A 26,184-nucleotide genomic window follows, 5' to 3' on the forward strand; every position below is an offset into this window, starting at 1 on the left:
CTCCCATGCCAGTACCTTACTTCAAAGTGGGTACTTTCCATTAGTTAGCGCCCGTCCTACGCTCGATCGGGAAAGCACGAAAGCAATCACCGACAGCAGGAGCCCCCCATGAGCATCGTCGTCACCGGAGCCACCGGAGAACTCGGCCGCCTCGTCATCGACGAACTGCTGGCCACGGTCCCGGCCGGCGAGACCGGCGAGATCGTCGCCGTCGTCCGCAACAAGGAGAAGGCCGCCGCACTCGCGGCCCGGGGCGTCGAGCTCCGTATCGCCGACTACGACCGCCCCGAGACCCTCGCCGAGGCATTCCGGGCCGGTGACCGGGTGCTGCTGATCTCCGGCAGCGAGGTGGGCAAGCGGGTCGCGCAGCACTCCGCGATCGTCGAGGCGGCGAAGGCGGCGGGCGTGGCGCAGCTCGCGTACACCGGCATTCTCGGCGGACCCGACGCGGACTTCCTGCTGGCCGACGAGCACAAGGCCACCGAACAGCTGATCCTGGACTCCGGGCTGCCGTACACCTTCCTCCGCAACGGCTGGTACACGGAGAACTACACCGCCAACCTCGCCCCCGTCCTGGAGCACGGCGCGGTCGTCGCCAACGCGGGCGAGGGCAGGATCGCCTCCGCCTCCCGGGCCGACTACGCCGCCGCGGCGGCGGCCGCGGTGACCGGCGAGGGCCACCTCGGCAAGGCCTACGAGCTGAGCGGCGACACCGCCTGGTCGCTCGCGGAGTACGCGGCCCTGCTGTCCGAGGTGACCGGCAAGGAGATCGCGTACAAGGAGGTCCCGGCCGCCGTGCACCAGGAGATCCTGGTCGGCGCGGGCCTGCCCGAGGGGTTCGCCGCGATCCTCACCGACGTGGACGAGGCCATCGCGCGCGGGCGGCTGGCGGGAACGAGCGGCGACCTGGCCCGGCTGACCGGCCGCCCGACGACCCCGCTGGCCACCACCGCACGAGCGGCGCTGGCCGCCGCCTGACCTCCTGCCCACAGGACCCTCACCAGCCCCTCCCCCCACCCATGTCGCACCTGTCATGAGTGTTTACCTGAAACGGCTATGACACGAGGCCCTTCCGGCGTTACCGTCATCCCGTCGGGCAGACGCGCCGGCGCAGGCAGTCCGGGAGGGGCCCGTGAAGGGGAAGAACGAACAGCGGGCAGGCCTGCTGTACGGAGTCGGCGCGTACGGGATGTGGGGCATCGTCCCCCTCTTCTGGCCGCTCCTGAAGCCGTCCGGGGCGATCGAGATCCTCGCCCACCGGATGGTCTGGTCGCTGGCCGTCGTCGGGATCGCGCTGCTCGTCATCCGGCGCTGGGCCTGGATCGGCGAGCTGGCCCGCGACCCGCGCAAGCTGGGCCTCATATCGGTGGCGGCGGCGACCATCACCCTCAACTGGGGCCTCTACATCTGGGCCGTCAACCACGGCCAGGTCGTCGAGGCCTCGCTCGGCTACTTCATCAACCCGCTGGTCACCATCGCCATGGGCGTCCTGCTGCTCGGCGAGCGGCTGCGGCCGGCGCAGTGGATCGCGGTCGCCACCGGCCTGGCCGCCGTACTCGTGCTGGCGATCGGGTACGGGCGGCCGCCGTGGATCTCGCTGGTCCTGGCGTTCTCCTTCGCCACGTACGGCCTGATCAAGAAGAAGGTCAACATGGGCGGCCTGGAGTCGCTGGCCGCCGAGACCGCCGTCCTGTTCCTGCCCGCGCTCGGCTTCCTGCTCTGGCTGACGGCCACCGGCGCGTCGACGTTCACCGCCGGAAACGCGGGGCTGGGCCACGGGGCGCTGCTCGCCGCGACGGGCATCGTCACGGCGGTTCCGCTGATCTGCTTCGGCGCGGCGGCGATCCGGGTGCCGCTCTCGACGCTGGGGCTGCTCCAGTATCTGGCGCCGGTCTTCCAGTTCGTCCTCGGCATCGTCTACTTCCACGAGGAGATGCCGCCCGAGCGGTGGGCCGGGTTCGCGCTGGTCTGGCTGGCCCTGTCCCTGCTGACCTGGGACGCGCTGCGCAACGCCCGCCGCAACCGGGTCCTGGCGGCGAACCTGCTGGCGACCGCGGCGGCGGCCCCGGCACCGGCGACCCCGGAGACCGTGACGCCGGAGACCGTGACGCCGGAGACCGGAGCGCCGGAGACCGCAACCCAACAAAAGATTACCTAGTTGCTTTTATTACTCGGTTGCGATTTTCTTGCCTCTTCGAAATCGTGACCGAGGAGCAGCCATGACCGACGACGTACTCATCGTGGGCGCGGGCCCCACCGGCCTGACCCTGGCCCTCGACCTGGCCCGGCGGGGCGCCGCCGTACGCATCGTGGACAAGTCCCCCGCCCACCCCCGCACCTCGCGCGCCAAGGGCCCCAACCCCCGGTCGCTGGAGATCCTGGCGGACCTGGGGGTGGTGGACGAGGTGCTGGCCGCCGGTTCGGTGCCGCTGCCCATGCGCGTGTACCGCGACCACCGCCCGGTCGCCGAGACCGACCCCTGGGCGGACGCGGCCCCGACACCGGCCACGCGGTTCGACCGGCCGTGGCTGATCGCCCAATGGCGGCTGGAGGAGATCCTGCGCGTCCGGCTGGCGGGTCACGACGTCCACGTCGAGCTGGGCCGCGAGGTCGTGGGCCTGGCGGAGGGGGACGGCGGGCAGTACGTGGACGTGACGTTCGCGGAGGGCCGGGTGGAACGCGCGCGGTATGTCGTCGGGTGCGACGGCGCCCACAGCCCCGTACGCAAACTGCTCGGGATCACCTTCGACGGGACGACCGCCGAGGACCAGGTGATGGTCAGCGGCGATGTGGAGCTGGACCACGAGGACCTGGGGCGGGACCGGTGGCACCAGTGGTTCGACGAGGACGGGGCGGTCATGCTCTGCCCGATTCCCGGTACGCGGACGGGGTGGTGGTTCCAGGCCGGGCCCGAGCGGGACGCGGACGGCCGGCCGCTCGCGCCCACCCTCGACGGCTTCCGGCGGCTCTTCACCCGGCACACCGGCCTGCCGGGCCGCCATCTGACCCGGGCCGAGCTGCTGTCGACGTACCGGGTGAACGTCCGTATGGCCGACCGCTTCCGGGTGGGCCGGGTCCTCCTCGCCGGGGACGCGGCCCATGTGCACGCCATCGCGGGCGGGCTCGGGATGAACACGGGGATCCAGGACGCCTTCAACCTGGGCTGGAAGCTGGGCCAAGTGCTCGCCGGGCAGGCGGACGCGGGGCTGCTGGACACGTACGAGGAGGAGCGGCTGCCCGTCGCCGCCTGGACCCTCGACCTGACCTTCGACCGGCTGCGGGCGACCCTGGAGGCGATCCGCGAACCGGGCGGGCACCTGGGTACCGCGATGACCCCGGAGACGGCGGGACTCGGCATCGGCTACCGGTGGAGCAGCCTGGCGGGAAAGGAAGCGGACACGGAAGCCACCAGCGCGTCCAGCGCCCCGCACCCCGGCGACCGCGCCCCCGACGCCCCCTGCCGGGACGCCGCGACCGGGGAGCACACGCACCTGTACGGCACCTTCGCCGGCCCGCACACCACCGTCCTCGGCTTCGGCCCCGCGAGCGCGGCGGTGCTGCGGGAGGTGGCGGCCACGTACGGAGAGGGGCCCGGGGTCCGCGCCTGCCGCGTGTACGCCGCCCACGAGGACCCCGGCACGGCGGAGCCCGGATCGCTGATCGACGACCAGGGGCATGCGGCAGCCGCGTACGGCATCGGCGCAGGTGGAAGCGGTCTTGTCGCCATCCGGCCCGACCACCATGTGGGGATCGCGGCCCCGGCTGGCGACCCCGGTTCCGTACGGGAGTACCTGCGGCAGCTGCACGGGGCACCCGGCATGGTGGACGCGGTGCGATAAGGCTGATTGAGTGCCCGGATGGGGACTGTCCTGGGCGAGATGAGGAACGTGCGGTGGCACGAGCTGCAGCACGCGTACGGCTCCGCGTCCCAGGTTCCCGGCATGCTGTCGCGGATCGCCTGGGGTGACGGCCCGACCGCCGAGGACGCCCTGAGGGACCTGGACCAGTGGATCGGTGCCCCGGCCGTGTTCGACGCGACGGTGGCCGCGGTGCCGTTCCTGTGGGAGCTGGCGGCGACGGAGACGGTCAAGGACCGGGCGGGCGTGCTGGACCTGCTCGCCACGATCCTCGCCGCCGGCCACGCCCAGCACCCCGAGTGGACGCGCGCGGCACACGAGGCGGTGGCGGAGGGCCGCCCGACGGCTGCCCGGCTGGCCGCGGGCGCCTCGTCGGCCCAGCCCCCGGCCGTACGGGAGGCCGCCGCGCGGCTGCTGGCGGCGACGGACGAGCACGTCTGCGCGGCCTGCCTCCCCCGTACGGACTGAAGTCGGGCTGCGATCACCGGCGGACCACCGGGCGGCCCCAAGTGGCTTACAGCCAAGGAGAGTTCAAGAGTTCGCCAAGACTTGGCCGACGCGAAAGACCGGTAACGACAACGGAGTTACCGTCCGTGCGTGAAAACGACCCCACATGATCAAACCCGGGTGGCCACCAGCCGCCGCGCCCTGCTCCGCGCCTCCGTGGCCACCGCCGCGGTGGCCGCCGGAACCGGCCTCGTCACCGGCGCCTCCCCGGCCGGAGCCACCGCCCTCAGACGTCCTTCCCCCAGACCCGACACCCCCGCCGCCGCGCTGGCGGAGCTCTCGACGGGCAACCGGCGGTGGCGCACCCTGCACCAGCGGCACCCGCACGAGGCGCGCCCGCTGCGCCAGTCGCTGGTCTCCGGCCAGCACCCGTTCGCCCTCATCCTCGGCTGCATCGATTCCCGCGTACCGCCGGAGCTGGTCTTCGACCAGGGGCTCGGCGACCTCATGACCGTGCGCTCGGCCGGCGAGGTCCTCGACGAGGCCGTTCTCGGAAGCATCGCCTACGGCGTCCTGGAGCTCGGCATCCCCCTGGTCGTGGTCCTGGGCCACCAGGCGTGCGGGGCGGTCGCCGCCGCCGTGGAGGCGGAGGAGACGGGGGCGGAGTTGCCCGCCCACATCCAGTACATAGCCGACCAGATCAAGCCCGCGATCGACCACACCCACCACGGCGCCGCACGGGTGGACGCGACGATCGACGCGCAGGTGCGGCTGGTCCGCTCGCGGCTGTCGCGGGAGGCCGATCTCGCCGCCAAGGTGAACGCGGGAAAGCTGGCGATCGTCGGCGCCCGCTACGAACTGAGCACGCAGTTGGTGCACCGGGTGAGGTGACCGGGCGCACCAAGCCCCTCGGGGCAGCTCAGCTCAGTTCGGCCACCACCCGGTCCATGACGCCCTTCCAGTACGTACGCCGCTCCTCCCGCTCCTCCGCGCTCGCCAGCCGCTCCTGGTGGAAGCGGAGCACGGCCCGGCCCTCGCTGCTGCCGGGTGACACGGCGACCTGAACCGTGGACGTGCCGTGGGTGAGGCGGACGCGGTCGCCCGGGCGGTAGCTGCGGATCTCGCCCTCGACCCCGTCCGCCGTACGGTACGGAGCGCCCTTCTCCGTCGGGAGCGGCCCCTCGGCGCGGAGCCAGAGCGCGACGCCCTCCGGTCCGGTGATGAACTCCCATACGGCCTGCGGCGGTTGCTGGATCGTGCGGGAGACACCGATCTCCCAGCCCGCGTCCTGAGTGAGTCCGGTAGGCATGGCACACCCCTTCAGTCAGTGGTCAGCTTCGGTCAGCCAGTCGTCAGCTTCCGTCAGTGGTCAGCCGGGCGCGGTGAGCACGGACCTTGTGGCGGTTTCCGCACCGCTCCATCGAGCACCACCGCCGCCTGCCGGGCCGCGAGGTGTCGACGAACAGCAGGCGGCAGTCGTCGGCGCCGCACGTACGGACCCGGTGGGCGTACGCCCCCGTGAACAGGTCGACGGCGTCCCGCGCGACGGTGGAGAGCAGCGCGGTCCCGGTCGCCCCCGCCGCCCACTCCCGCGCCCCCTCGGCGGTCAGCCGGGCGGTCAGGGGCGGGTGCGCCGCCGCGTCGTTCACGGTGGCGAGGTCGTCCGGCGCGGCCGACAGCCCGGCCACCCGGGCCTCCGCCAGCCGCCAGAGCGCATCGCGCAGGAGGCGCGAGGCCGCCACCTCGGCCGGGCTCACGGCAAGGTCCAGCCCGCCGGGCAGCCGGCTCTCCCCCGCCCAGCGCACCACGTCATCGGGGCCGTGCAGCACCTCGAAGTACGCGAGGGGCCCGGGTCCACCGGTCGGCAGGAGCTCCAGACACAGGGCACCCGGGTCGAACCGGAACGAGCTGCCGTCCGGATGCACCAACAACATCCCGGCCGGCCCCGGCCGTCCCGGCGTGTCCATTGCGCTCGTACTCATGTAACCACTATAAACGGTTTCCATGACACGCACACTGTCCTGGAAGCTCGTCATCGACAGCGCCGACCCGCACGCCCAGGCCGGATTCTGGGCCGAGGCCCTCGGCTACCTGATCGAGGACAACAGCGCCCTGGTCGAGCAGCTGCTCGCCGCCGGAGCCATCCCCGGGCCCATCACCACCCACGCCCACGGCCGCCGCGCCTGGCGCGACCTCGCGGCAGCCCGGCACCCGGACGACCCGTACGACGAGACGAGCGGTACGGGGCTGGGGCGGCGGCTGCTGTTCCAGCGCGTCCCGGAACCGAAGACGGTCAAGAACCGCCTCCACATCGACGTACACACGGCCCCCGGCGAGCGCGACGCGCAGGCGGAACGGCTGGTGGCGCTGGGCGCGCGCATCCTGCGCGCGGTAGACGAGCCGGGCGGGAGCTGGCTCGTACTCGCAGATCCTGAGGGCAACGAGTTCTGCGTGAACTAATAGAGGTCACGCGTGACCTATTAAGACCCCCCTTAAGCCCCTTCCCGACTGCGACCGACCAGGAGAGCACTCTCATGAAGATCCACCTGACCAGCGTCTTCGTCGACGACCAGGAAAAGGCGCTGCGCTTCTACACGGGCGTTCTGGGGTTCGTGACGAAGCACGACGTGCCGATGGGCGGCCCGGACCGCTGGCTGACCGTCGTCTCGCCGGAGGACCCCGACGGCACCGAACTCCTGCTGGAGCCGGACCGCCACCGCGCGGTCGGCCCGTACAAGACGGCCCTCGTCGAGGACGGCATCCCGGCCGCCGCCTTCGCCGTGGACGACGTACGGGCGGAGTTCGACCGGCTGCGGGGGCTCGGGGTGCGGTTCACGCAGGAGCCGCTGGAGATGGGCCCGGTGACGACGGCGATCCTGGACGACACGTGCGGCAACCTGATCCAGATCGCGCAGGCCGGCTAACCGGAAGGCGTCACGCCCGCGCCGCCCTCATCAGCTTCCCCCTCCCTCCCACCCTCGCCGGCACCTTTGCCCCCTCCACCCCCGCCGCCCCGCTCCCGCTCCACCTCCTCCCGCATCCGCTCCGCCATCAGGTCCGCGAGGGGATCGGTCACGTCCCAGGAGTGCGGGGCGGTGTGGCGGTCGAACAGGACGCACACCTCCCGCTCATCGGTGGCCAGCGTGCGCATGACGGCGGGGCACGGGGGCAGTTCGGCGAACCGGAAGCTGCGGCGCATCCCGGTGTCGGTGTCCGTGTCGGTCCAGAACATCCACAGGTCCCGCGAGGCGGCCATCTCGCCCGCCCAGAGCTGTGCGGCGTGCTCGGTCTTCTCGTCGTGCTCGCCCAGTTCGCACAGCAGCATGTCTTCCAGCTCGGGCAGTTCCGGTACTCCGGGCACGGCCGGGGACGGAGTCGGCCCCGGTTCGGCGTTCATGGCGGTGAGCACGACGAGCGTGCCCATCTCGGGGACTTCGGCGAAGGCGGTGCACTGCAACACGGCGATGATCCTTGGTGGTTGAGGAGGGGGAAGGGTTCTCCAGCTACGGGCTACCGGCCACCGGCCACCGGACGGACGACGAGCCCGTACCAGGCCAGGGCGTCGCGGGCGACGAACTCGTACGGCAGCCCGTCCGCGAGCCGCAGCAGCGCGTAGTCGTGCTCGCGCCAGCTGCCCGCCCAGGCGCGGAGTTCGGCCGGTGCGTCGTGCGGAGCGCGGGCGACCGGGTGCAGGGCGCCCGCCGGCACCCAGGGGGCGTACGGGTCGGGGTCCAGCGCGTCCGCGAACCGCCGCGCCTGCCGCCGCAGCCACCGGAGCGCGAGCCGCCGGGTCGGAGCGGTGACCCCGCCGAGCCGTACGGACCTGGCGGCGTCGCCCGCACGGCTCTCGGCGACGTACCAACGGGCGGGCGCCTGGGCGGGGTTCACAGCACTTCTCCCCGGCTGCGGGCGTTGAGGCGAGCGGTACGGGCGCGGAGCTGTTCCATGAGGAGCGCGGGGCGTACGTAGCGGGGCTCCACCTCCCACTCGATGCCGCCGCCCACAGGGCGAAGCGACCAGTAGAAGCCGGCGACCCCCCGGAACTCCCCCACGCGGTCCCCACGGGTGGTGTCCACCAGGAGAGTTCCAGGGTCAGGGACGCGCGGGCACCGCTCGTGATTCGGGCATACGTTCTCGCCGTACACCTATAGCTCCTCTCTGTAGCCATACGACTACCGGGGAGGCTCAGCGTGACCTACCGTCGAAGTGTCTTCAACATGGCGGTTCGGGAGGGCACGTTCGTGTATCGCAAGGAACTGAATGCCGAGGCCAGCCCGCAGGCGGCGTACGGTGCGCGTCTGCGCAAGTTACGGGACGCCCGGGGCTGGACGCAGGACGAGCTGGGCGACAAGTCCGGTTGCAGCGGCAGGCATATCTCGGCGATGGAAACTGGCCGCAAATCCGCAACCCTGCCCTTCTCCCGGAGAGCCGATCAGATCTTCGGCCTGGTCGGCAGCCCCGAGTCCTTCGAGCGCGAATGGCGGGAGATCAAGCACGGCAGTCTGCTGGCGGGATTCCCTGAATTCCTCGGCCTGGAGCGCCGGGCGGCGGAGATCAGGCTGTACGAGGTCGGTGTCATGCCGGGCCTGCTCCAGACCCCGGAGTACGCGACGGTCCTCGCGGAGAGCGCAGTCCGGCGCGGAACCATCACGCCCGAGCAAGCCCAGGAGCGGGTCGCGGTCACCGCACAACGACAGGCGGCCGTCCTCGCTGGCCGGGAGACGATGGTTTTCGCGATGCTGGACGAGAGCTGTCTGCGTCGCCCCATCGGAGGACCGGAGGTCATGAAGTCGCAGTTCGACCGCCTCATCGACTTCGCCGAACTGCCCAACACGATCCTGCAGGTGGTCCCGTTCGACCTGGGAGAACTCCGCCCGTTCGACCTGCCGGTCTACATCCTGACGATGGTGGACCGCTCGATCATGTCGTACGCCGAATCCGCACAACAGGGCTATGTGGAACGGGAAACGACCGGTGTACTGCCCCTGCTCTCGGACTACCATCGGATGCAGGCGGTAGCTCCCTCGCAGGCGGCCTCCGTTGACATCGTCAAGCAGTTGCGAAAGGGCACCCCGTGACAACCGAGACCCCCCGCTGGTTCACGTCCTCGTACAGCAACAACGGCGGCGCGTGCATCGAGGTCGCCACCAACCTGGCCGCCCCGCACGGGATCGTCCCCGTCCGCGACTCCAAGAACGACACCACCACCGGCCCGGTCCTCACCGTCCCCGCCACCGCGTTCACCACGTTCGTCGCGGGCGTCCGCGCCGGGGAGTTCGGCGCGGTCTGAAAAGCCGCCCGGCCGCGCGCAGGCGGCCTGGGCAGGGAAGCCCCACCGCAGGTGTGCGGTGGGGCTTCTTCATGGATACCCTCGCCGCCTGCGTCGAGAAGGCCGTGGACCTCGACGGGGTGCTGGTGATCGCGCACTCCGAGAAGGGAGACGCCGCACCCACGTAGAAGCGGACCTACGGCCACCACCCCGCACCGGTGAGCCATTTGCGGTCCTCCTTCGACCGGGCGACGCGGGATCGACCATCGCATCCGACCCCATCACCGCCACCGGGCCGGCCCTGGCCCCGTTACCGAAGGAGTACCGGCGCGGGCGTCGGACCCTGATTCGCACCGACCCCACCGGCGGCACCCACACCTTCCTCGCCTGGCTCGCACAGCGCGGGAGGCGTAGGTCCCACACCGCGTCGTCGCCGAAGGTGCGGGGTTGACCGAGCGTGATGTTCTCGCGGGCAGCCCCTTTTCTAGGGCCACCACTTCCAGCGCCTTGCCGTTCGCCAAGACAGTGCACCGAACTGCACGACGCCTTCATTTGCCTCGCCAGCAGCCTCTCCTCCTGGAGCCGGCTCAAGAAGGGTCCAACCATGATCGGATTGCGAGCTCCCACAGAGGGCCTGAATCCCGGAAGTGGAGTGGATGACACCATTTACGAACGAGGATTCGGCCAAAATAAACGCAAGGGGCAGATGGTCGATCACTCGCTTGCGCAATGGGAAGACTATGCGAAGTTCGGCGACGAAAATCCTTGCAGGGGCAGGAAGTTGCTACGATCCTTGTGCGTCGTGCTGTCTGAAACTGAGCGTTGTCGAAATGCTCCGCAACGTGATGCCATCCGATCTTGCAAGCACCTGGGGGGGGGGAAATTTCTGCCGGTACGGACGAGGCGTTCGTGCTTGCGCAACGCGGCTTGCCTGACGGCGTGATCCCGAGGTGCCTGTGTACGCGCAATGTCGGGATTCACGAGAAGGAGAGCACGTGAGAATCAAGAAGGCTATCGCTTCCGTCATGCTCGTCGGCTCCGCCCTGATGGTCACCCCCGTGGCCAACGCGGCGATAAGCGACTGCAACAACAACAACATGTGCATGTGGGGCAACAACGACTACCAGTGGATGATCGGCGAGCGAGCCCACGGCAGCGCCACGCTCGTCAATCTGAGCGGCGACAACGACAATGCGATGGACTCCTGGTCCAACGAGTCGGGCACCCACTCGGGCTGTATGTACGGCGCCTTCAACGGCACCGGCGACAGGCAGGGCATGGCCCCGGAAGCCAATGACAACAACGTTTCGCCGCTGAACAGCGACGAGGTCAGCTCGTGGCGAACCAGGTACGGCTGCTAAACCGCTCAGAGAGAGCAGAAGGGCTGACGAAATGACCGGAGCACCGCTCATCCAAACGCGCGACTTGTGTAAAGCCTACCGATCGGCAGTGGAAACGGTGTGGGCTGCACAGGAGGTGAACTTCGCCGCAGGCGCGGGCGAGTTCGTCTGCGTATACGGGGCGAGCGGCTCCGGGAAGTCGACCCTGCTGAACCTGCTGGCCGGCCTGGATGTCGCCGACACCGGTGACATCCAGGTCGCCGGTGTCAACGTCAGTGCGGCGGATGAGGCCCAGCGCGCGCGGCTGCGGTTGGATGCCGTCGGAGTGGTCTTCCAGCACCACCAGTTGGTGGAGGAGTTCACCGCCGCCGAGAACGTTGCGTTGCCGCTGGAGGCGCGCGGGGAAACGTCCTCTGCTGCCCGTGCGGAGGCTGTCGCCCAATTGGCCCGCGTGGGCCTGGCCGGGCTGGAGGACCGACTTCCAGGTCAGCTGTCCGGCGGCCAGCGGCAGCGGGTGGGTATTGCCCGCGCGCTGGCCGGTGACCGCGCCGTGCTCCTGGCGGACGAGCCGACAGGAGCGCTGGATTCGGCCGCCACGAGGGAAATGTTCACGCTGCTGCGGAAGTTGTGCGACGAGGGGGTGCTGGCAGTGGTGTGCTCCCATGACCCCCGCTGCCGGGAGTTCGCCGACTCGGTTTATGAGGTCGTCGACGGCCGCCTGGAACAGCGCTGATGGCGCGGCAGCCGAAGCAGGCTGACAAGGGCAATTCGGTCCTGCCGCAGCCACGGCTCGCGGTACGACTGGCATGGCGGCTGGGCCGGCGCCAGGGCCAATGGATCGGTGCCTCTTCAACGGTGTTCGTGGCGGGTCTGTTCACGATGGCCATGTTCATCGCGTTGTCGACTCTGTCACTCTCAGGTGCTCAGGAGGCCGATCGCGACCTGGGCCGTTTCGGCGCTCTCGCAAGCGCCGAGATGACGATTCCCCCCGGCAGCGAGACGCCGGCCCCGGCCATGGCCCGGGCGGCGCAGCAGGCCGGTGCGAACGAGTCCGCCGCCTTCCTCACCGCGCTCGACGTGCAACTCGCCGTTACTCCGGCACGGAACGTGACGCTGCTGGAGGGGCAGTGGAAGCCCAACCCGTACCCGGACGTGTACGAGTTGACGGCCGGGCGCTGGCCGCAACAGCCGGGCGAGGTCGTTGTGACCGACCCAGCGGATGTCAAAGCCGCAGCGGGCCAGACGCTCACCGTGCTGGGTGACGTTCGGCTCCGCGTGGTGGGCGTCGCGGACAACCACTACGCGAAAACCTCGGCCCTGCTCGCCGCGCCGGGCACATGGAGCAGCCTGGACCGGAAAGTAGCTGAGGGCTATCCCTCCCTGGCCGCGCAGCCGTACCTGCTGTGGACCGGGGGTCCGGAACAAGCCGTCATGGACGCGGTGACAAAGGCGCTCACGTCGTACAGCGATGGCTCCAGCTCGCAGGAGGCCAAGGGCGGACCGGAGCTTCTGCCCGTCCCGCCGACCCTTCGGGCACAGCTGGAGACCAGAGCAGCCGATTACTGGATCGAGAAGTCTCCCGCCGGATACGCCATCCCCGCCGTTCTGGTCCCCATCGGCGCCGTGCTGCTGATGTTCGGGCTCGTCGACCGACGCCTGCGGCGCACCACGGAGACCATGGTGTCCTTGGGGCTGCGACCCGCCACCACGGTAGCGGCCGTGAGCCTGGCCTGCGTGGCATGGTGCCTGGCGGCAGCTACCGCCGGTGCCGCTGCCGGAGCCGCCACCGGCTGGGCCCTACGACCTCTCCTCGCGTACCTGCAAGACCGGCCGGTGGGGGATGTCGAAGGAGTGACAGACGCTGCTGCGCAGCTCCTCGCCCTGGTCGCGGCAACCGGAGTGCTGACCGGCGCGGGGCTGCTTCTGGCCCGCCGGACCCGCAGTGAGCAGCCTCTCCCCACCACCACCTCACCGGCACACCAGCCGCGCGCGAAGAATCCCGGCAAGAAGAGTGTTGCGACGGTTGTCCGCGATGTTCGCCAGCTGGCCGCGCTGGGCGTCTGGTGCGTCTGCGTGGTCTACACGGCGACACGCCTCGACACCCCGTCCGAGGGCATGTTCCTGACCGCCCTGATCACGGCCGCGGTGGTGCTGACGTTGCCGGAGTTCTTCGGATTCGCGACCCGCCTGCTCACGGAGCATGACGCCCGCCGCAGGCTGGCCCGCCGTCAACTGCAGGCCGACCGAAGGCGGGCACAGGCCGCCCTCGCCGTCCTTACTGTGATCATCGGCGCCAGCCTGGGCATGCTCGCCCTTCTCGACACCCTGATCCGCAGCAGTGAGAACACCGTGCAACCGGAGGTTCTGCCCGGCCAGGTACTCCTGGCGCACCGGGCCAGCAGCGCCTTCGCACCACCCGAGCGGATGCTCGCCGTGCTCAAGGAGAGCAAAGTTCTCGAAGGCCTTCCTCAGGTGGAACTCCACCGCCTCTCGAAGGAGACCGTGGACGAGACCGGCCCCGTCCCCAGCACAACTCGCCAAGGCAACGAAGGCGGCATCCTGGCCGTCGACTCACCCGACGACGTTCTCGTTCTGACCGGCCGCCCCCTCACCGCCGACCAGCGGGCGCTGCTCGACCGCGGCGGCCTCCTCGTCTGGGCGGACCGCGACAACGCCCCGCCCCCCGAAGGACAGCCGACCCGACTTGTGGTGGCCGAGGACGACCGCATCCTCACCGAAACCCCTCCCATGCCCGCCAAGCCACTGGAACTGGCACGCACGGGCTGGCGCGCCGGCACGGACGGAATCCTTCTCGTCGACACCGCCCGCCGCCTTGGCCTCCCCATCGCCGCGCGGGGCCCGATCATGGTCGCCGACGCCGACGACGGCCAGGACGCGCGCGTGCAACAGATTCTCCAGGACCACGCGATCGACGCACGCGCCGCCTACATCTATGTCGAGCCAGAACCACCGGTCCCGGATACAGCGCTGTACGTCTCCGCTGCGGCCTTGGCCCTGCTTGCGCTCTTCACCGTCCTCACTGCGCTCCGCGGCCAGACCCGGGCACTGAAGACCTACGTCGACAGCCTCATCGCGCTGGGCATCCCGCCATCCTGGGGCCGCCACATCATCCTCTGGCAGTACGCCCTCCTTCTCGGAACCGCCACTCTCCTCGGGCTCTTCATCGCCATCGTCCCGACCGTGGCTCTGGCCACCCAGATCCCCGACTTCGAGCTCAGCATTCCCTGGGGACAGATGAGCCTGCTCCTCGCCACTCTCGCCCTGGCCTCCGCACTCGCCGCAACCCGATCGACGCTCGCCCTACGCCGGTAGGGGGTAGCAAGTGCCGGGAGCCGCAGCTCCCACGGACACAACCGACCAGCGACGAAAGGGCACGCCGTGACGAAGCCGAACGAGACCGAACCCGAGGCCGAGACCCCCCGCTGGTTCACGTCCTCGTACAGCGAAAACGGCGGCCAGTGCGTCGAGGTCGCCACCAACCTGGCCGCCCCGCACGGGATCGTCCCCGTCCGCGACTCCAAGAACGACACCACCACCGGCCCGGTCCTCACCGTCCCCGCCACCGCCTTCACCACGTTCGTCGCGGGCGTCCGCGCCGGGGAGTTCGGCGGCGCGTGAGCGACGGAGCCCCGGTGCACGGCGACCCACCGCCCCACCTGGACGAACACGCCACCGTCATCGCCGCCGAGGCCGACGACGTCTGGCGCGGGCTGTGCGGCGAGCTGGAGCGGTCCTTCTCTCGGGTGCCCGCCGCCGTCTACGCGCGGCTGGTCGGGGCCGACGACGCCCGGTCGGCAGGGCCGCGTCCGCTCGCCGCGGGGTCGGCGTTCCCCGGGTTCCGGGTGCTCGTCGCCTCGCCGGGGGAGCAGTTGACCCTCCAGGGGCGTCATCGGTTCTCGTCCTACCTGCTGATCTTCCGGCTCGAACCCGACGGGCCGGGCCGCACCCGCCTGCGGGCCGAGAGCCGGGCCGCGTTTCCCGGGCGGGCGGGGCGTGCCTACCGGCTGCTCGTCTTCGGGTCGGGCGGGCACGCGGTTGGTGTGCGGCGGCTGCTGGCGGCGGTTCGGCGTGCGAGCGAGCGCCCGGGCTGAGCCGTTCCCGGCGGCTCTCCCCCGTACGCGTACCGCCTGCCGTCCACGGCCTGCCGGGCCCGCACGCGTACCGCCTACCCGATCCTCCCCTCCCGCGCAAGCGGCCGTCCGGGCCCTTCTAGGCTGTGGCCCATGCCCACGCCACCCGCATATGCCCTCGTCGCCACCGACCTGGACGGCACCCTGCTGCGCCCGGACGACACCGTCAGCGCCCGCTCCCGCGCCGCGCTCGCCCTCGCCGGCTCCGCCGGGGCCCGGCACCTCATCGTCACCGGGCGACCCGTCCCCGGGATACGGGCGCTCCTCGCCGACCTGGCGTACACCGGGCTCGTCGTGTGCGGCCAGGGCACGCAGCTGTACGACGCCGACAGCGCGCGGCTCCTGCGCTCGGTCACCCTGGACCGGGAGGCCGCCGACACCGCGCTCGGCAAGCTGGAGGCGGAGGTCGGGGCGGTGTTCGCGGCCGTGGACCAGGACGGGGTCGACGGCGTCACCCTGATCGAGAACGGCTACCGGATGCCGAATCCGACGCTCCCCGCCCTCCGCGTGGACTCCCGGGACGCGCTGTGGGAGCGGCCGGTCATCAAGGTGCTGGTCCGCCACCCGGAGCTCGGCGACGACGCGCTGGCGGCCGCCGCGCGCGGGGCGGTGGGCGACCTGGCGAGCGTCAGCATGGCGGGGCCCGGCACGGTCGAGCTGGCTCCGTACGGGGTGGACAAGGGCACCGGGATCGCGGCGGCGGCCGAGCTGCTGGGGATCGGGGCGGAGGGGACGGTCGCGTTCGGGGACATGCCCAACGACCTGCCGATGTTCCGCCGTTCCGGCCACCGCGTGGCCATGGGCAACGCGCATCCGGAACTGCGGGCGGCGGCGGACGAAGTGACGTCGACGAACGCGGAGGACGGGGTGGCGGAGGTGCTGGAGCGGCTGTTCGGCTGAGCGGCCGGGCCGGCAGTCGGCCGGGCGGGCGCCCCCCCTCAGCCGCCTAGGGCGCGCCCGGCCTCCACATGGGCCGCTATCCGCGCGATGGTCCGGGCGTTGTCCTCGTACAGGTGCGCCTGCATGCCCAGCGCCCTGGCCGCCTCGACATTGATCACGACGTCGTCCACGAAGAGGCAGTCCTCGGGGCGTACGCCCAAGGCCGCGCAGGCTGCCTCGAAGGCGCGCGGGTCGGGTTTGCTGATGCCGATCTCGTGCGAGTAGACGATCTCGTCCACCAGTTCGTCGAAGCGGTACAGCGCCGTCTCCCGCTCCCGCGCGCCGACGAAGCTGTTGCTCAGGATGCCCAGCCGGCAGCGTCGTCGTATCCCCCGCAGGTAGGCCATGAGCTCCTCGTTCGGGGTACCCAGGTACTCAGCCCACAGGTCCCCCATGAACGCTTCGAGCCGTACCGCGTCGAGCGCCAGGCGTGCCGCCACCTGCTCCCGCACCTCTGGTTCGCCGATGCTGCCGACGCTCCCGGCCTCCCACACGTCACGCAGGCGCTCGTCCACGGTGCCGGGCGCCAAATCCCGCTGTTTTTCCCACCGTTGAACCCAGCCGGTGTCCGGCGTGAGCTCCAGTACGCCCCCGATGTCGAGGATGACGCAGGCTGCCGTCATACGAATCCCCCTCCGCCGCCAGCGTACGGCGCAGTTCCCTCCGATCAGCCCGTCAGTGCGCTCCGCCACCCGGAAGGTCCTGTTCCGTCCACAGCACCTTGCCGTCCGGGCCGTGCCGGGCTCCCCAGTGGGCGGCGAGGCGGGAGACGATGAACAGGCCCCGGCCGCCCTCGTCGACCGTGCGGGCGTGGCGCAGGTGCGGGGAGGCCGTCGAGCCGTCGTGGACCTCGCAGGTGAGGCTGGTGTCCAGCAGGAGGCGCAGGCGCAGCGGCGGGGTTCCGTAGCGGACGGCGTTGGTGACCAGTTCGCTGACGATCAGTTCGGTCGCGTCGACGGTGTCCTCGTCGAGCCCCCAGCCCTGGAGCCGGTCGCGGACGAGCAGGCGCGCGGTGGCGGGGGTGGTGCGTTCCTGGGCAAGGTCCCAGGTGGCGACCCGGTGGTCGGAGACCGTACCCGTACGGGCCAGGAGCAGCGCCGCCCCGGCGGAGCGGGTGTCGTCGGGGAGGGCGTACACGATGTCGTCGCCGAGTTGCTGGAGGCTGCGGCCGGGGCGGGCCAGGGTCCGGGTGATGCGTTCCTCGGCGTGCTCGTCGGCGAGCAGTTCGGCCGTGCAGAACGCGAGGAGGCTGCCCTCCTCCAGGGTGACGGTGGTGGGGGCGAAGAGGGCGCTGTCGTCGGCGAAGAGGCCGGGGCCCTCGGGAGCGTCGACGGTGATCCGCTGTCCGTCGGGGCCGACGATCAGGGGCGCGGGGTGCCCGGCCCGGGCGACCGTGCAGGTCCGGGTGAACGGGTCGTAGACCCCGTACACGCATCCCGCCCGCAGCTCCTCGCCGTGGAGGGAGTCGCTCGGGGGCAGGGCCGCGCGTTCGTGGGCGAGGCGGTCGGCGGTCTCCTTGAGGCGGGCCAGTACCTCCTCCGGCTCCAGGTCGAGGCCGGCGAGTGCCTGGACGACGGTACGGAGCTGGCCCATGGCGATCGCCGACTGGAGCCCCTCCCCCGCGACCCCGCCGACGACGAGTGCCGTACGGGCCCCGGAGAGCGCGATCGTGTCGAACCAGCAGCCGCTGTCCCGGCCGGGGAGGAGCACGTGGGCGGTCTCCACGGCGGCCTGGTGGCGTTCGGCCTGCGGGAGGAGGCGGCGCTGGACGGTGGAGGCGATGACATGCTCGCGCTCGTACCGGCGGGCGTTGTCGATGGCGAGGGCCGCGCGGGTGGCCGCCGTACCGGCCAGGGAGACGTCCTCCTCGTCGAACGGCTCGGCGGCCCCGCAGCGATAGAGGCTGACCAGCCCGAGGACCGCTCCCCGCAAGGTGAGGGGCACGACGATGAGCGAGTGCGCGCCGGTCTCCGCGAGGGCGTGGATGCTTTCCGGGTCGGGGTCGAGCCACGGGGTGTCGGCGGTGAGCGGGACGAGCCGGGGGCGCAGGTCCGTGACGGCGCGTGCGTACGGCGTACGAGGAGGGAGGCGGCGGGTTCCGCCGACCGGGCGGGTCCGGCCCGGCTCGTCGCCCCGGACGGTGTCGCAGCGGCCACTCCCCGCGCAGCGCAGCGAAGTCTCGGGCGGCAGGGGGCCCACGGGCGGGTCGGCCCCGCGCAGGACCTCGTCCACCACCTCGATGACGGCGAGGTCGGCGAAGCCCGGCACCAGCGCGTCGATGAAGGCCCGGCAGGTGGTGGCCACGTCCAGCGACCCGCCGACCGCGTCGCGCACGGCGGCCAGCGCAGTCTCCCGGGCCCGGGCCCGCTCCCGCTCGGTGACGTCGACGACCGCGCTCAGCAGCCCGAGCGCGGGGCCGTCGGGGCCGTCCGGGCCGTCGAGGCGGTAGGCGGAGACCAGGAAGGTCCGGTCGCCGGGGATGCGGCGGAGCCGGCCGCGTACGAGATGCTCGCGTACGGGCCCCTCACCTGCGAGGACACGTTCGAGGAGCTGTTCGGACCCCTGCGGATCGTCGAGCCGGAAGGCCTCGGTGAAGGGGAGCCCGATGTACTCCTCGGTCCCGACGCCCTCGACGAGGGAGTTGGCGCGGACGAGCCTGAGCTGCGGGTCGAGCACGAGGAGGCCTACGGCGGACTGGGCGAAGAGGCTCTTCAGCAGGGCCTCGTCCAGGCCGCCCGGAGGGGTTCCGGACCCGGCCGGGGTCTCGGCGTACGACACGGCTCCACCTGCCCCTCAGGCTCCGGCACACCGCTGCCCCGGAGCACCGGCACGTGCCGGACCAGCATCACCCGGCCCGGCTGGAGCGGCCACCGGGGGAGCGGCGGGGGTGTGACGGGGGCCGTCCACGTCGAGGAACAGCAGCGGCAGGCTCACCGCCTCCCTCCCCGGCCCTCTGCCTCCACTATGACCAGCGTGCCGCTGCTGCCGGGGCGTACCGCGTGGGCGGTGTCCGCCGCCACCACGTACATCTCGCCCGGGCCCACCGTCACCGCCTCGCCGTTCACAGCCAGTTCGAGCGTCCCGTCGAGCACCAGCAGCGCCTCGGGCTCCGCGTGCCATTCCTCCTCCACCGGCAGTTCGTCCATGCGCAGGACCTTCACCGCGGCCGTCCCCACCCGGCCGAGCACCCGCGAACTCCACGCCCGGGGCAGGGCCGTCGCCGCTTCCGACACCTTGACCACGCTCATCGCACACACCTCCCGGCGGACCTCCTCGCAGCTCACGAAAGGGTCCGCGCATCTGGATCAACGGATGCCAGGACGCTATCCGGGGCGGGGCAGTGGGTGGTCGACCGTTCGGCAAAGACTCGCGCCTGGCCCGGGCCTGCCGCTGCGCCATACTGAACCGCCGGAGCACGAGGGGGGCTTACAGCGCATGGAGTCGGAGTACGGGGCGGACGGCCGCAGGCTGCCGGAACGTATCGGCGGGTACGCCGTGGAACGGGAGTTGGGCGCCGGCGGCATGGGCACCGTGTATCTGGCGCGTTCGCGCGGCGGGCGGGCGGTGGCCGTGAAGGTGGCGCGCCCGGAGCTCGCGAGCGACCCGCACTTCCGTGAGCGGTTCCGCGCCGAGGTCGCGGCGGCGCGCAGCGTGGGCGGCTTCCACACCGCCCCCGTGGTGGACGCGGACCCGGCGGCTCCGGCGCCCTGGCTGGCCACGGCGTACGTTCCCGGGCCCACGCTCGCCGCGCTGCTGGAGGCCGAGGGGCCGATGGACGAGGCGCGGCTGCGGCAGCTGGGGGCGGCGCTCGCCGAGGCGCTGGCGGCGATTCACGGCTGCGGGCTGGTCCACCGCGATCTGAAGCCCGGCAACATCATCATGGCCCCGGACGGGCCTCGGGTCCTGGACTTCGGGATCGCGCGGGCCCTGGAATCGACCCGCCTCACGGCCACCGGCACGGCCTTCGGGACGCCGGGGTTCCTGGCGCCCGAGCAGGCGCAGGGCCTGGAGGTCGGGGGCGCGGCCGACGTGTTCGCGCTGGGCGCGGTGCTCGTCGCGGCGGCGGGCGGCAGTGCGTTCGGGGCGGGGACGCCGATGGGCCTGATGTACCGGTCGGTGCACGAGCCGCCGGACCTCGCCGCGGTGCCGGAGGGCCTGCGGCCGGTCCTGACGGCGTGCCTGGCGAAGGAGCCGGACCGGCGGCCCACACCGGCTGAGCTGTTGGACCTGTTCGCACCGGACACCGTCCCGTACCCGGTGCCGTACCCGCCCACCGTGGTGCATTCCCCCGTGGCGCCCCCCTTGGTGGCGGCACCCCAGCCTCCGCCTCCGCCGCCTTCGTACGCGCCGTCCAACGCCCTCCTGCCGCACCAGGCCCCGACGGAGACCGCGTTGACGGTCGACGCACGGGGCCAGGGGCCGGGCCATGGACCGGGCGAGGGACCGGGCGACGCCGACCTGACGTTCGTGGCGGTCGGCCCGGGGAGTTCCCTCCTCGTCGACTCGGGGGGCGTCACCCTCGGCCCGGCGGGCGCGGAGGAGCAGTACACCTGGGCCGAGATCCGCACCGTCTGGTACGCGGCCGAGGGCCCCAAGCACCTCAGGGTCGTCGTCCATCCGCACCACGGCGCGCCCTATCCCTGCCTGCTCGCGGCCCGCAAGCGGGCCCGTCTCCAGGAGTGGCTGGAGGATCTGCCGCTGATCCTGGAGTGCTTCACGTAGACCGAGCGCCCCCCTGGAAGCTGTCAGCCGGCGGTCTCGCGTACGGCGTCCTCGATCAGATCGACCACGGCTTGCGGCTGGGAGGCCAGGGAGGCGTGGCTCGCGTCGAGCTCGACGGTCCGGCGGGGGTTCATCCGCTGGGCCATGCGGCGTTCGTTGTCGGGGTGGATCATGCGGTCCTGGGTGGAGACCTGGTACCAGGTGGGCTTGTTCCGCCAGGCCGGGGCGGTGACGTTGTCGCCGAAGGTGGAGCCGAGCGGCGCCTTCTGGGTGACGGCCATGACCAGGGCCTCGTCGGCGGACAGGTCCTGGCAGAAGCTCTCGCGGAACTTGTCCTGCGCGATCCAGAGGTAGCCGTCGGAGTCGGGGGCGATGTTGTCGAAGGCGGCGGGCGGGTTCTCCTGGCTGATCTGCCCCGGGCTCTCGCCGGCGTCGGGGGCGAAGGCGGCGATGTAGACGAGGGCGGTGACGTCGGGCAGGTCGCCGGCCTCGGTGATGACGGCGCCGCCGTAGGAGTGGCCGACCAGGACGACGGGACCGTCGACCTGCTTGACCATCTTGCGGGTGCGCTCGGCGTCGTCGGCGAGCGAGGTGAGGGGGTTCTCGACGGCTCGGATCCGGTCGTACCCGCGCTTGTTCAGTTCGGTGATGACGTTCGCCCAGTGGGCGGCGCCACCCCAGAAACCATGGACGAGGACGATGGTGGGCTTGTCGGACATGATGCTCTTCCTCCCGGGGATGGTCACTGGGAGGAAGTCTTGTGCGCTGCGGCCGGGGCGGCACGGCACGGAGGCCGAAAGAGTGCCGTGCCGTCACGGTCGGTGACTCGGTCAGATGCCGAGGGTGGTGAAGAGGCGGCACCGGAAGGGCTTGGACCCTTCGGGGTCGAGACGGTTCAGGACGAGTTGGGCGACGTTCGGGTCGATCGCCAGGCCGAGATGGCCGGCGAAGTCCAGCCCGCACTTGTCCTGGAGCACGATGTTCGTCACGTTGGGCGCGGGGGCGAGCAGTCCGCTGGTGTACGGGGTGACCACCGTGTCGTAGCGGGTGACGATGGTGGTGTACGTCGGCCCGGGTACGGCGACGGGACCGTCGTTGAGCTTGGCGAGGAAGGCCGAGCCCGGCAGATAGTCCGTGCAGGCCCCGCAGCCCACACCGGTCAGCAGGCCCTGGAGCTTCAGCGCCTCGGCGAGAGTCGCGAGGCCGTTGAGGGTGGTGCCCTTGAAGTTGGAGCCGAAGCCGACGAAGTCGTCGACCTTCGCGGCGCCGCCGAGGTGCTTCATGTAGTAGGCGGGGACGGTGGTGCCCTCGGAGTGGCCGACGATGTCGACCTTCGAAGCTCCTGTCGCGGCGCGCACGCGGTCGACGAACGCGCTCAGTTCGGCGGCGCTGTCGGCCATCGGCGCGAGCCCGCCGGCGAGGCCGCCGAGCAGGGTCTTGCCGTACGTCTGCGAGTAGACGCAGTAGCCGTTCGCGCGGAGCGTCGGCGCCAGCGTCAGGAAGTTGTCCCAGTGGTTGGCGCCCATGCCGTGGACGAGCACCACGGGCTCGGGGTGTGCGGCGCTGGGGCGGCAGGACCAGTTGTTCCATCCCGAGGACGGGGCTGTGCCGGCCGGAGCTGTTCCGGCCGAGGCCGGCTCGGCCGAGGCCGTCGTCGTGAGGGTGGTCGAGGCGAGGACGGACAGCAGAAGGACCGTCAGGAACGTGCGGAGCTTTGCCATGCGGGCGACTCCCTGTTCGCGGTGGGGTTACCCGGAAGTAGAGCACGGGGCATTGTTAGGAACAAGGCATCGTTTCCAAAAAAGATGCGCGGTTCCGGACCCGGTGCCGGGAGGGCACGCCGGGGGCCTGGGAACAGGTGTGGCGGGGGCCTGGGAAAGGTGTGGCGGGGGCCTGGGCGCAGGTGTGGCGGGCCGTCAGGAAGTGGCGAGTCCCGCGCTGATGACGGTGTAGAAGCGGTCGAGTCCGGCCTGCAGGGCCGCGCGGTCGTCGGGTCGCGCGGTGTCACCGTCCAGGAGCCAGTCGGCGATGATGTCGAAGAGACCGCCGATCAGCCCCATGGCCACCACATGCGCGTGCGGGGCGACCGGGAGGCCGAGGCGCTGCCAGACGGTCTCGACGAAGGACGCCGCCCACCGGCGGTTGGTGCGGCGGTGCACCTCCGCCAGCGGGGTGACGGCACGGCCCTCGCCGAACGTCACCCGCGCCACACGTACGTCGTCCACGAAGGCGTCCGCGAAGTGTCGGATCAGCCGCCGCGCCGCCTCGGTCGCGTCCTCGTCGTCGCCCAGCGCGTCCAGCGCGGCGGTCAGCCGGCCGGTCACGTCCACGACGATCCGGTCCAGCAGCGCCAGGTACAGGTTCTCCTTGCCGGTGAACACTTCGTAGAAGCTCTTCGTCCCGACGTAGGCCCGCTTGCAGATCTGCTCGATCGAGGTGTCCTGGTACCCCTGCGCGGAGAACAGCTCCAGCGCCGCGTCCAGCAGGTCCTCACGGCGCCTCGCGCGCCGCTCCTCGGCGTCCAGACCTCGGATCCGCCGGCCTCCCGGGCCCTTGCCGTTCACCTCTGCGCCGACCACCAGCCCAACATACAGGGGGCCTCCGACAGGACAGCTCCTAGTACCCCGGCGCCCCCAGCGCGCGCAGCACATGGGCCACGAGGGCGGCGATCGTCTCCTCGTCGTGGACCGGTTTACGCAGGAGGTGGCGGTAGTAGAGGGGGCCGTACAGCATCTCCACGGCCAGCGGGAGGTTCGCGCCGGGCGGGATCTGGCCCTGGTCCTGGGCGCTGCGCAGCCGGGCCACCGCCTGCTCCACGCGCGGGTCGACCAGCTGGTCCTTCAACGCCTGCGCGAGGACGTCGTCGCGGTGGAGCTCGGAGAGGATGCCCGCGTAGGCCGGGCCGAAGGGCGGCACGGTGAGCAGCTTCACCGCGCCCGCCAGGTGGGCGCGCAGATCCGCGCCGATGTCACCGGTGTCCACGAACGGCGTGGCATCCACCAGCGCGTCCGTGAACGCCTCCAGCAGCACCGCCCCTTTTGAAGGCCACCAGCGGTAGATCGTCTTCTTGCTGACACCGGCGCGGGCCGCGATGGCCTCCACCGTGACGTGCCCGTACCCCTTCTCCGTGCAGAGGTCGAGCGCGGCCTGCAGCGTCGCGCGGCGTGATCTCTCGCTGCGGCGCAGGCTACTGGGCGGTGTGATCATTCGGTGAGCATAGGGGGGTTTCAGCCATTCCTTATTGACAGGTAGTCGTCATAGGCCGAACAATACCCAAGCGGAAACGGAACGTACCGTGTCGTGTCGTTCCCACCCTCCGCACCGTTCGTGCCGTTCGTGCCGCGACGAGCCGATCGGGGGACGGCTCGCCCGGCCGACGGCATGGACGACCGTCCACCGATCCGATCCGGCCACCGGACGACCGCTCCCGGTCCCGCCATCGGACCACCGCCCTGCCCGGCTCAGGCCGTGATGTCCTTCGCCGTGAAGCGGGCCCAGGCCGCCGAGCCGAACACCGCCGCGTACAGGCCTTGGAGTTGGAAGTTCTTGGTGAGCTCCTCCCAGTGGACCGGCTCGCGCAGGACGTCCGCGAACGACATCCAGTAGTGCGGGAACAGGTAGGGGTGGATGCCGCTCAGCTGCGGGATGCTGTCCAGGATCTGCACCGTGATCAGCAGCCCGACCGTCGCCGCCATCGCCCCGATCCCGCTGTCCGTCAGCGTCGAGACGAACAGGCCGAGCGCGGCGAACCCGACCAGGGAGGCCGCGACGACCGCCGCCGTCAGCCCGGCCCGCACCAGGCCCTCGCCGAAGCTGATCCGGGTGCCGGAGATCGTCGTGACCTCCCCCACGGGAAAGAGCAGCGCCCCGACCGCCAGCGCCGAGGCCGCCACCACGAAGGTCGCGACCAGGCAGAAGGTGAGGACCGAGGCGTATTTGGCCAGAAGTAGCCGGGTCCGGCCGGCCGGTGCGACCAACAGATAGCGCAGCGTCCCCCCGCTCGCCTCGCCCGCGATCGCGTCGCCCGCGACCACGCCGACGGCCATCGGGAGGAAGACCGGGAGCGTGGCCGCGAGGGCGGCGAAGACCAGGAAGAGCCCGTTGTTGGTGACCTGCGTCAGGAACGCCGGGCCTCCCCCGTCCGGCCCGCCCCCGGACCCCGATCCGCCCCCGCCCGTCTCGATGCGGACCGCGATCCCGATGAGTACGGGGACGGCGGCGAGCACCGCGAGGAGCGCGTAGGTGCGGTGGCGGCGGAGGGTGGTGGTGACCTCGGAGCGGAGGATTCCGAGGGTCCAGAGGGGGTTACGGGGGCTGCCAGGGTTACGGGGGCGGGGCCCGGTGTTCTCCGGAGCCGTGGGGGCCTCAGCCTGCGACATCGAATCCCTCTCCCGTGAGTGCCACGAACGCGTCCTCCAGCGACCCGCCCTCGATCCCGAACGACCGCACCCGCACCCCGCCGCCCACCAGCGCCGCGTTGAGATCCGCGAGGTCCACCGTGGCGGGCGGGGCGTCGGCGGTCAGCCGGTCGCCGTCCACGCTCAGGCCTCCGAGGCCGTGCTCCTTGAGGATGCGGGCGGCGTCGGCGGGGTCGGGGGTGGTGACCGCGAGCCTGCCGCGGGCGCTCGCGGCGAGTTCGGCGACCGGGCCCTGGGCCAGCAGCCGGCCACGGGCCATCACCGCCGCGTGCGTGCAGACCTGTTCGATCTCGTCCAGCAGGTGCGAGGAGAGGAACACCGTGGTCCCCTCGGCCGCCAGCTCCCGGACCAGGGAGCGGATCTCGCGCATGCCCTGCGGGTCGAGGCCGTTGGTCGGCTCGTCCAGGACGAGCAGGCGGCGGGGCCGGAGCAGGGCGGCGGCGAGCCCGAGGCGCTGTTTCATGCCGAGGGAGTACACCTTCGCCTTCTTGGCCGAGGCGGCGGCGAGGCCGACCCGGTCCAGGGCGTGGTCGATACGGGCCCGGCGGGTGCGCGGGTCGGCGGTGGGGTCGGCCCGGTCATACCGCAGGAGGTTGTCGCGGCCGCTCAGGTAGCCGTACAGCGCGGGCCCCTCGATCAGCGCGCCGACCTCCGGGAGGACCGTACGGGCGGCCCGGGGCATGGGGCGGCCGAGGACCGTGGCCGTGCCGGAGGTGGGGTCGATGAGGCCCATGAGCATCCGGATGGTGGTGGTCTTGCCGGAGCCGTTGGGGCCGAGGAAGCCGAAGACGCTGCCGCCGGGGACGGTGAGGCCGAGGCCGTCGACGGCGAGCCGGCCGCCCCGGAAGCGCTTGGTGAGGCCGCGGGTCTCGATGACGGGGGCGGTGGTGGACCGGGCCGCGTCCGTCGGGGCTGTCGCCGTGTCCGCGCCCTCAGCCGCCGCTGTCTCCGTCATGCCGGTCGCACCTCTCAGCACATGCGGGGGCCGGACCGCCCCGCCGCGCGGGTGCGCGACGGGGCGGAACGACCGGGTTGGTTCCC

The 26,184-nt window shown here is 71.6% G+C and carries 30 protein-coding genes and 1 pseudogene; 17 read left to right on the top strand and 14 right to left on the bottom strand.

All coding sequences use genetic code 11. The features are described 5' to 3' along the window. Nucleotides 1-108: 108 nt before the first annotated feature. The 5 genes from R2B67_RS13745 to R2B67_RS13765 all read left to right on the top strand — a co-directional run bounded on the left by R2B67_RS13745 (nucleotide 109) and on the right by R2B67_RS13765 (nucleotide 5,195). Nucleotides 109-978, top strand: coding sequence for an SDR family oxidoreductase (locus tag R2B67_RS13745; RefSeq protein ID WP_317818142.1), 870 nt, complete (start codon nucleotides 109-111; stop codon nucleotides 976-978). Between the two features lie 154 nt (nucleotides 979-1,132). After that, on the top strand, nucleotides 1,133-2,158 hold the full coding sequence (rarD, locus tag R2B67_RS13750) for an EamA family transporter RarD (protein ID WP_317818143.1): 1,026 nt from the start codon (nucleotides 1,133-1,135) through the stop codon (nucleotides 2,156-2,158). Nucleotides 2,159-2,219: 61 nt separating this feature from the next. Then, nucleotides 2,220-3,839 (top strand): FAD-dependent oxidoreductase, encoded by a 1,620-nt coding sequence (locus R2B67_RS13755; RefSeq protein ID WP_317818144.1) that lies wholly within the window; start codon nucleotides 2,220-2,222, stop codon nucleotides 3,837-3,839. Between the two features lie 18 nt (nucleotides 3,840-3,857). Next, nucleotides 3,858-4,325, top strand: a complete 468-nt coding sequence (locus R2B67_RS13760; protein ID WP_317818145.1) for a hypothetical protein — start codon at nucleotides 3,858-3,860, stop codon at nucleotides 4,323-4,325. Nucleotides 4,326-4,454: 129 nt separating this feature from the next. Continuing rightward, nucleotides 4,455-5,195: a carbonic anhydrase gene (locus tag R2B67_RS13765; protein ID WP_317818147.1), complete on the top strand. Its 741-nt coding sequence runs from the start codon at nucleotides 4,455-4,457 to the stop codon at nucleotides 5,193-5,195. A gap of 28 nt (nucleotides 5,196-5,223) precedes the next feature. Here the strand turns inward: R2B67_RS13765 and R2B67_RS13770 are convergent, their stop codons facing one another. Both R2B67_RS13770 and R2B67_RS13775 read right to left on the bottom strand, forming a co-directional pair. Beyond that, nucleotides 5,224-5,613, bottom strand: coding sequence for an SRPBCC domain-containing protein (locus R2B67_RS13770; RefSeq protein WP_317818148.1), 390 nt, complete (start codon nucleotides 5,611-5,613; stop codon nucleotides 5,224-5,226). A 43-nt stretch (nucleotides 5,614-5,656) separates the two neighbouring features. Further along, a complete protein-coding gene (locus R2B67_RS13775) occupies nucleotides 5,657-6,286 on the bottom strand; it encodes a CGNR zinc finger domain-containing protein (RefSeq protein WP_317818150.1) in 630 nt (209 codons plus the stop codon). A 22-nt stretch (nucleotides 6,287-6,308) separates the two neighbouring features. Here R2B67_RS13775 and R2B67_RS13780 point away from each other — a divergent pair, with 22 nt between their 5' ends. Next, complete coding sequence (locus R2B67_RS13780; protein WP_317818151.1) at nucleotides 6,309-6,764, top strand: VOC family protein; 456 nt, start codon at nucleotides 6,309-6,311, stop codon at nucleotides 6,762-6,764. Between the two features lie 74 nt (nucleotides 6,765-6,838). After that, on the top strand, nucleotides 6,839-7,228 hold the full coding sequence (locus R2B67_RS13785; protein WP_317818152.1) for a VOC family protein: 390 nt from the start codon (nucleotides 6,839-6,841) through the stop codon (nucleotides 7,226-7,228). On the opposite strand, the gene R2B67_RS13790 is transcribed toward R2B67_RS13785, so the two are convergent. The 3 genes from R2B67_RS13790 to R2B67_RS13800 are packed head-to-tail and all read right to left on the bottom strand — an operon-like array spanning nucleotide 7,225 to nucleotide 8,449. Beyond that, nucleotides 7,225-7,764 carry a hypothetical protein gene (locus tag R2B67_RS13790; protein ID WP_317818153.1) on the bottom strand — a complete coding sequence of 180 codons (540 nt, stop codon included), beginning with the start codon at nucleotides 7,762-7,764 and terminating at the stop codon, nucleotides 7,225-7,227. The two genes, R2B67_RS13785 and R2B67_RS13790, sit on opposite strands and share 4 nt — an antisense overlap. A gap of 50 nt (nucleotides 7,765-7,814) precedes the next feature. Next, on the bottom strand, nucleotides 7,815-8,192 hold the full coding sequence (locus R2B67_RS13795) for a hypothetical protein (protein ID WP_317818154.1): 378 nt from the start codon (nucleotides 8,190-8,192) through the stop codon (nucleotides 7,815-7,817). Beyond that, the gene (locus tag R2B67_RS13800; RefSeq protein ID WP_109979140.1) at nucleotides 8,189-8,449 is read right to left on the bottom strand and encodes a hypothetical protein; all 261 of its coding nucleotides are present in this window, start codon (nucleotides 8,447-8,449) and stop codon (nucleotides 8,189-8,191) included. Before R2B67_RS13800 ends, R2B67_RS13795 begins: the two co-directional genes overlap by 4 nt. Before the next feature lie 72 nt (nucleotides 8,450-8,521). Between R2B67_RS13800 and R2B67_RS13805 the strand changes: the two genes are divergently transcribed. The 9 genes and pseudogenes from R2B67_RS13805 (at nucleotide 8,522) to R2B67_RS13845 (ending at nucleotide 15,964) form a co-directional block, all read left to right on the top strand. Next, entirely contained in the window at nucleotides 8,522-9,382 is an 861-nt protein-coding gene (locus tag R2B67_RS13805) for a helix-turn-helix domain-containing protein (RefSeq protein WP_317824846.1), read from the top strand. Continuing rightward, nucleotides 9,379-9,594 (top strand): DUF397 domain-containing protein, encoded by a 216-nt coding sequence (locus tag R2B67_RS13810; RefSeq protein ID WP_317818157.1) that lies wholly within the window; start codon nucleotides 9,379-9,381, stop codon nucleotides 9,592-9,594. The genes R2B67_RS13805 and R2B67_RS13810 overlap by 4 nt, the downstream gene beginning before the upstream one ends. Before the next feature lie 104 nt (nucleotides 9,595-9,698). Continuing rightward, nucleotides 9,699-9,976: pseudogene (locus R2B67_RS13815) on the top strand (IS1380 family transposase); the annotation flags it as partial. 592 nt (nucleotides 9,977-10,568) lie between these two features. After that, nucleotides 10,569-10,934 carry a peptidase inhibitor family I36 protein gene (locus R2B67_RS13820; protein ID WP_317818159.1) on the top strand — a complete coding sequence of 122 codons (366 nt, stop codon included), beginning with the start codon at nucleotides 10,569-10,571 and terminating at the stop codon, nucleotides 10,932-10,934. Nucleotides 10,935-10,965: 31 nt separating this feature from the next. Next, nucleotides 10,966-11,646, top strand: a complete 681-nt coding sequence (locus R2B67_RS13825) for an ABC transporter ATP-binding protein (RefSeq protein ID WP_317818160.1) — start codon at nucleotides 10,966-10,968, stop codon at nucleotides 11,644-11,646. Further along, the gene (locus R2B67_RS13830) at nucleotides 11,646-14,246 is read left to right on the top strand and encodes a hypothetical protein (RefSeq protein WP_317818162.1); all 2,601 of its coding nucleotides are present in this window, start codon (nucleotides 11,646-11,648) and stop codon (nucleotides 14,244-14,246) included. Before R2B67_RS13825 ends, R2B67_RS13830 begins: the two co-directional genes overlap by 1 nt. A gap of 66 nt (nucleotides 14,247-14,312) precedes the next feature. After that, nucleotides 14,313-14,552 (top strand): DUF397 domain-containing protein, encoded by a 240-nt coding sequence (locus R2B67_RS13835; protein WP_317818163.1) that lies wholly within the window; start codon nucleotides 14,313-14,315, stop codon nucleotides 14,550-14,552. After that, on the top strand, nucleotides 14,549-15,025 hold the full coding sequence (locus tag R2B67_RS13840) for a hypothetical protein (protein ID WP_317818164.1): 477 nt from the start codon (nucleotides 14,549-14,551) through the stop codon (nucleotides 15,023-15,025). Before R2B67_RS13835 ends, R2B67_RS13840 begins: the two co-directional genes overlap by 4 nt. 132 nt (nucleotides 15,026-15,157) lie before the next feature. After that, a complete protein-coding gene (locus R2B67_RS13845; RefSeq protein ID WP_317818166.1) occupies nucleotides 15,158-15,964 on the top strand; it encodes an HAD family hydrolase in 807 nt (268 codons plus the stop codon). Nucleotides 15,965-16,002: 38 nt separating this feature from the next. Here R2B67_RS13845 and R2B67_RS13850 read toward each other — a convergent pair whose 3' ends face one another. The 3 genes from R2B67_RS13850 to R2B67_RS13860 form a co-directional block, all read right to left on the bottom strand. Continuing rightward, a complete protein-coding gene (locus tag R2B67_RS13850) occupies nucleotides 16,003-16,626 on the bottom strand; it encodes an HAD family hydrolase (protein WP_317818167.1) in 624 nt (207 codons plus the stop codon). A gap of 52 nt (nucleotides 16,627-16,678) precedes the next feature. Continuing rightward, nucleotides 16,679-18,781, bottom strand: coding sequence for an ATP-binding SpoIIE family protein phosphatase (locus R2B67_RS13855; RefSeq protein WP_317818169.1), 2,103 nt, complete (start codon nucleotides 18,779-18,781; stop codon nucleotides 16,679-16,681). A 152-nt stretch (nucleotides 18,782-18,933) separates the two neighbouring features. Next, the gene (locus R2B67_RS13860) at nucleotides 18,934-19,251 is read right to left on the bottom strand and encodes a cupin domain-containing protein (protein WP_317818170.1); all 318 of its coding nucleotides are present in this window, start codon (nucleotides 19,249-19,251) and stop codon (nucleotides 18,934-18,936) included. 187 nt (nucleotides 19,252-19,438) lie between these two features. Between R2B67_RS13860 and R2B67_RS13865 the strand changes: the two genes are divergently transcribed. Continuing rightward, the gene (locus R2B67_RS13865) at nucleotides 19,439-20,725 is read left to right on the top strand and encodes a serine/threonine-protein kinase (protein WP_317818172.1); all 1,287 of its coding nucleotides are present in this window, start codon (nucleotides 19,439-19,441) and stop codon (nucleotides 20,723-20,725) included. A 23-nt stretch (nucleotides 20,726-20,748) separates the two neighbouring features. Here the strand turns inward: R2B67_RS13865 and R2B67_RS13870 are convergent, their stop codons facing one another. The 6 genes from R2B67_RS13870 to R2B67_RS13895 all read right to left on the bottom strand — a co-directional run bounded on the left by R2B67_RS13870 (nucleotide 20,749) and on the right by R2B67_RS13895 (nucleotide 26,098). Continuing rightward, the gene (locus R2B67_RS13870) at nucleotides 20,749-21,444 is read right to left on the bottom strand and encodes an alpha/beta hydrolase (protein ID WP_030562033.1); all 696 of its coding nucleotides are present in this window, start codon (nucleotides 21,442-21,444) and stop codon (nucleotides 20,749-20,751) included. A 111-nt stretch (nucleotides 21,445-21,555) separates the two neighbouring features. Continuing rightward, complete coding sequence (locus tag R2B67_RS13875) at nucleotides 21,556-22,446, bottom strand: lipase family alpha/beta hydrolase (RefSeq protein WP_109979125.1); 891 nt, start codon at nucleotides 22,444-22,446, stop codon at nucleotides 21,556-21,558. Between the two features lie 195 nt (nucleotides 22,447-22,641). After that, nucleotides 22,642-23,304 (bottom strand): TetR/AcrR family transcriptional regulator, encoded by a 663-nt coding sequence (locus R2B67_RS13880; RefSeq protein ID WP_317818175.1) that lies wholly within the window; start codon nucleotides 23,302-23,304, stop codon nucleotides 22,642-22,644. 37 nt (nucleotides 23,305-23,341) lie between these two features. After that, nucleotides 23,342-23,932 carry a TetR/AcrR family transcriptional regulator gene (locus R2B67_RS13885; RefSeq protein WP_018510668.1) on the bottom strand — a complete coding sequence of 197 codons (591 nt, stop codon included), beginning with the start codon at nucleotides 23,930-23,932 and terminating at the stop codon, nucleotides 23,342-23,344. A gap of 254 nt (nucleotides 23,933-24,186) precedes the next feature. Beyond that, entirely contained in the window at nucleotides 24,187-25,104 is a 918-nt protein-coding gene (locus R2B67_RS13890; RefSeq protein WP_317818177.1) for an ABC transporter permease, read from the bottom strand. Beyond that, nucleotides 25,091-26,098: an ABC transporter ATP-binding protein gene (locus tag R2B67_RS13895; RefSeq protein ID WP_317818178.1), complete on the bottom strand. Its 1,008-nt coding sequence runs from the start codon at nucleotides 26,096-26,098 to the stop codon at nucleotides 25,091-25,093. The genes R2B67_RS13890 and R2B67_RS13895 overlap by 14 nt, the downstream gene beginning before the upstream one ends. Nucleotides 26,099-26,184 lie beyond the last annotated feature (86 nt).

This window comes from Streptomyces cyaneofuscatus (assembly GCF_033109485.1).
Lineage (GTDB): Bacteria > Actinomycetota > Actinomycetes > Streptomycetales > Streptomycetaceae > Streptomyces > Streptomyces cyaneofuscatus.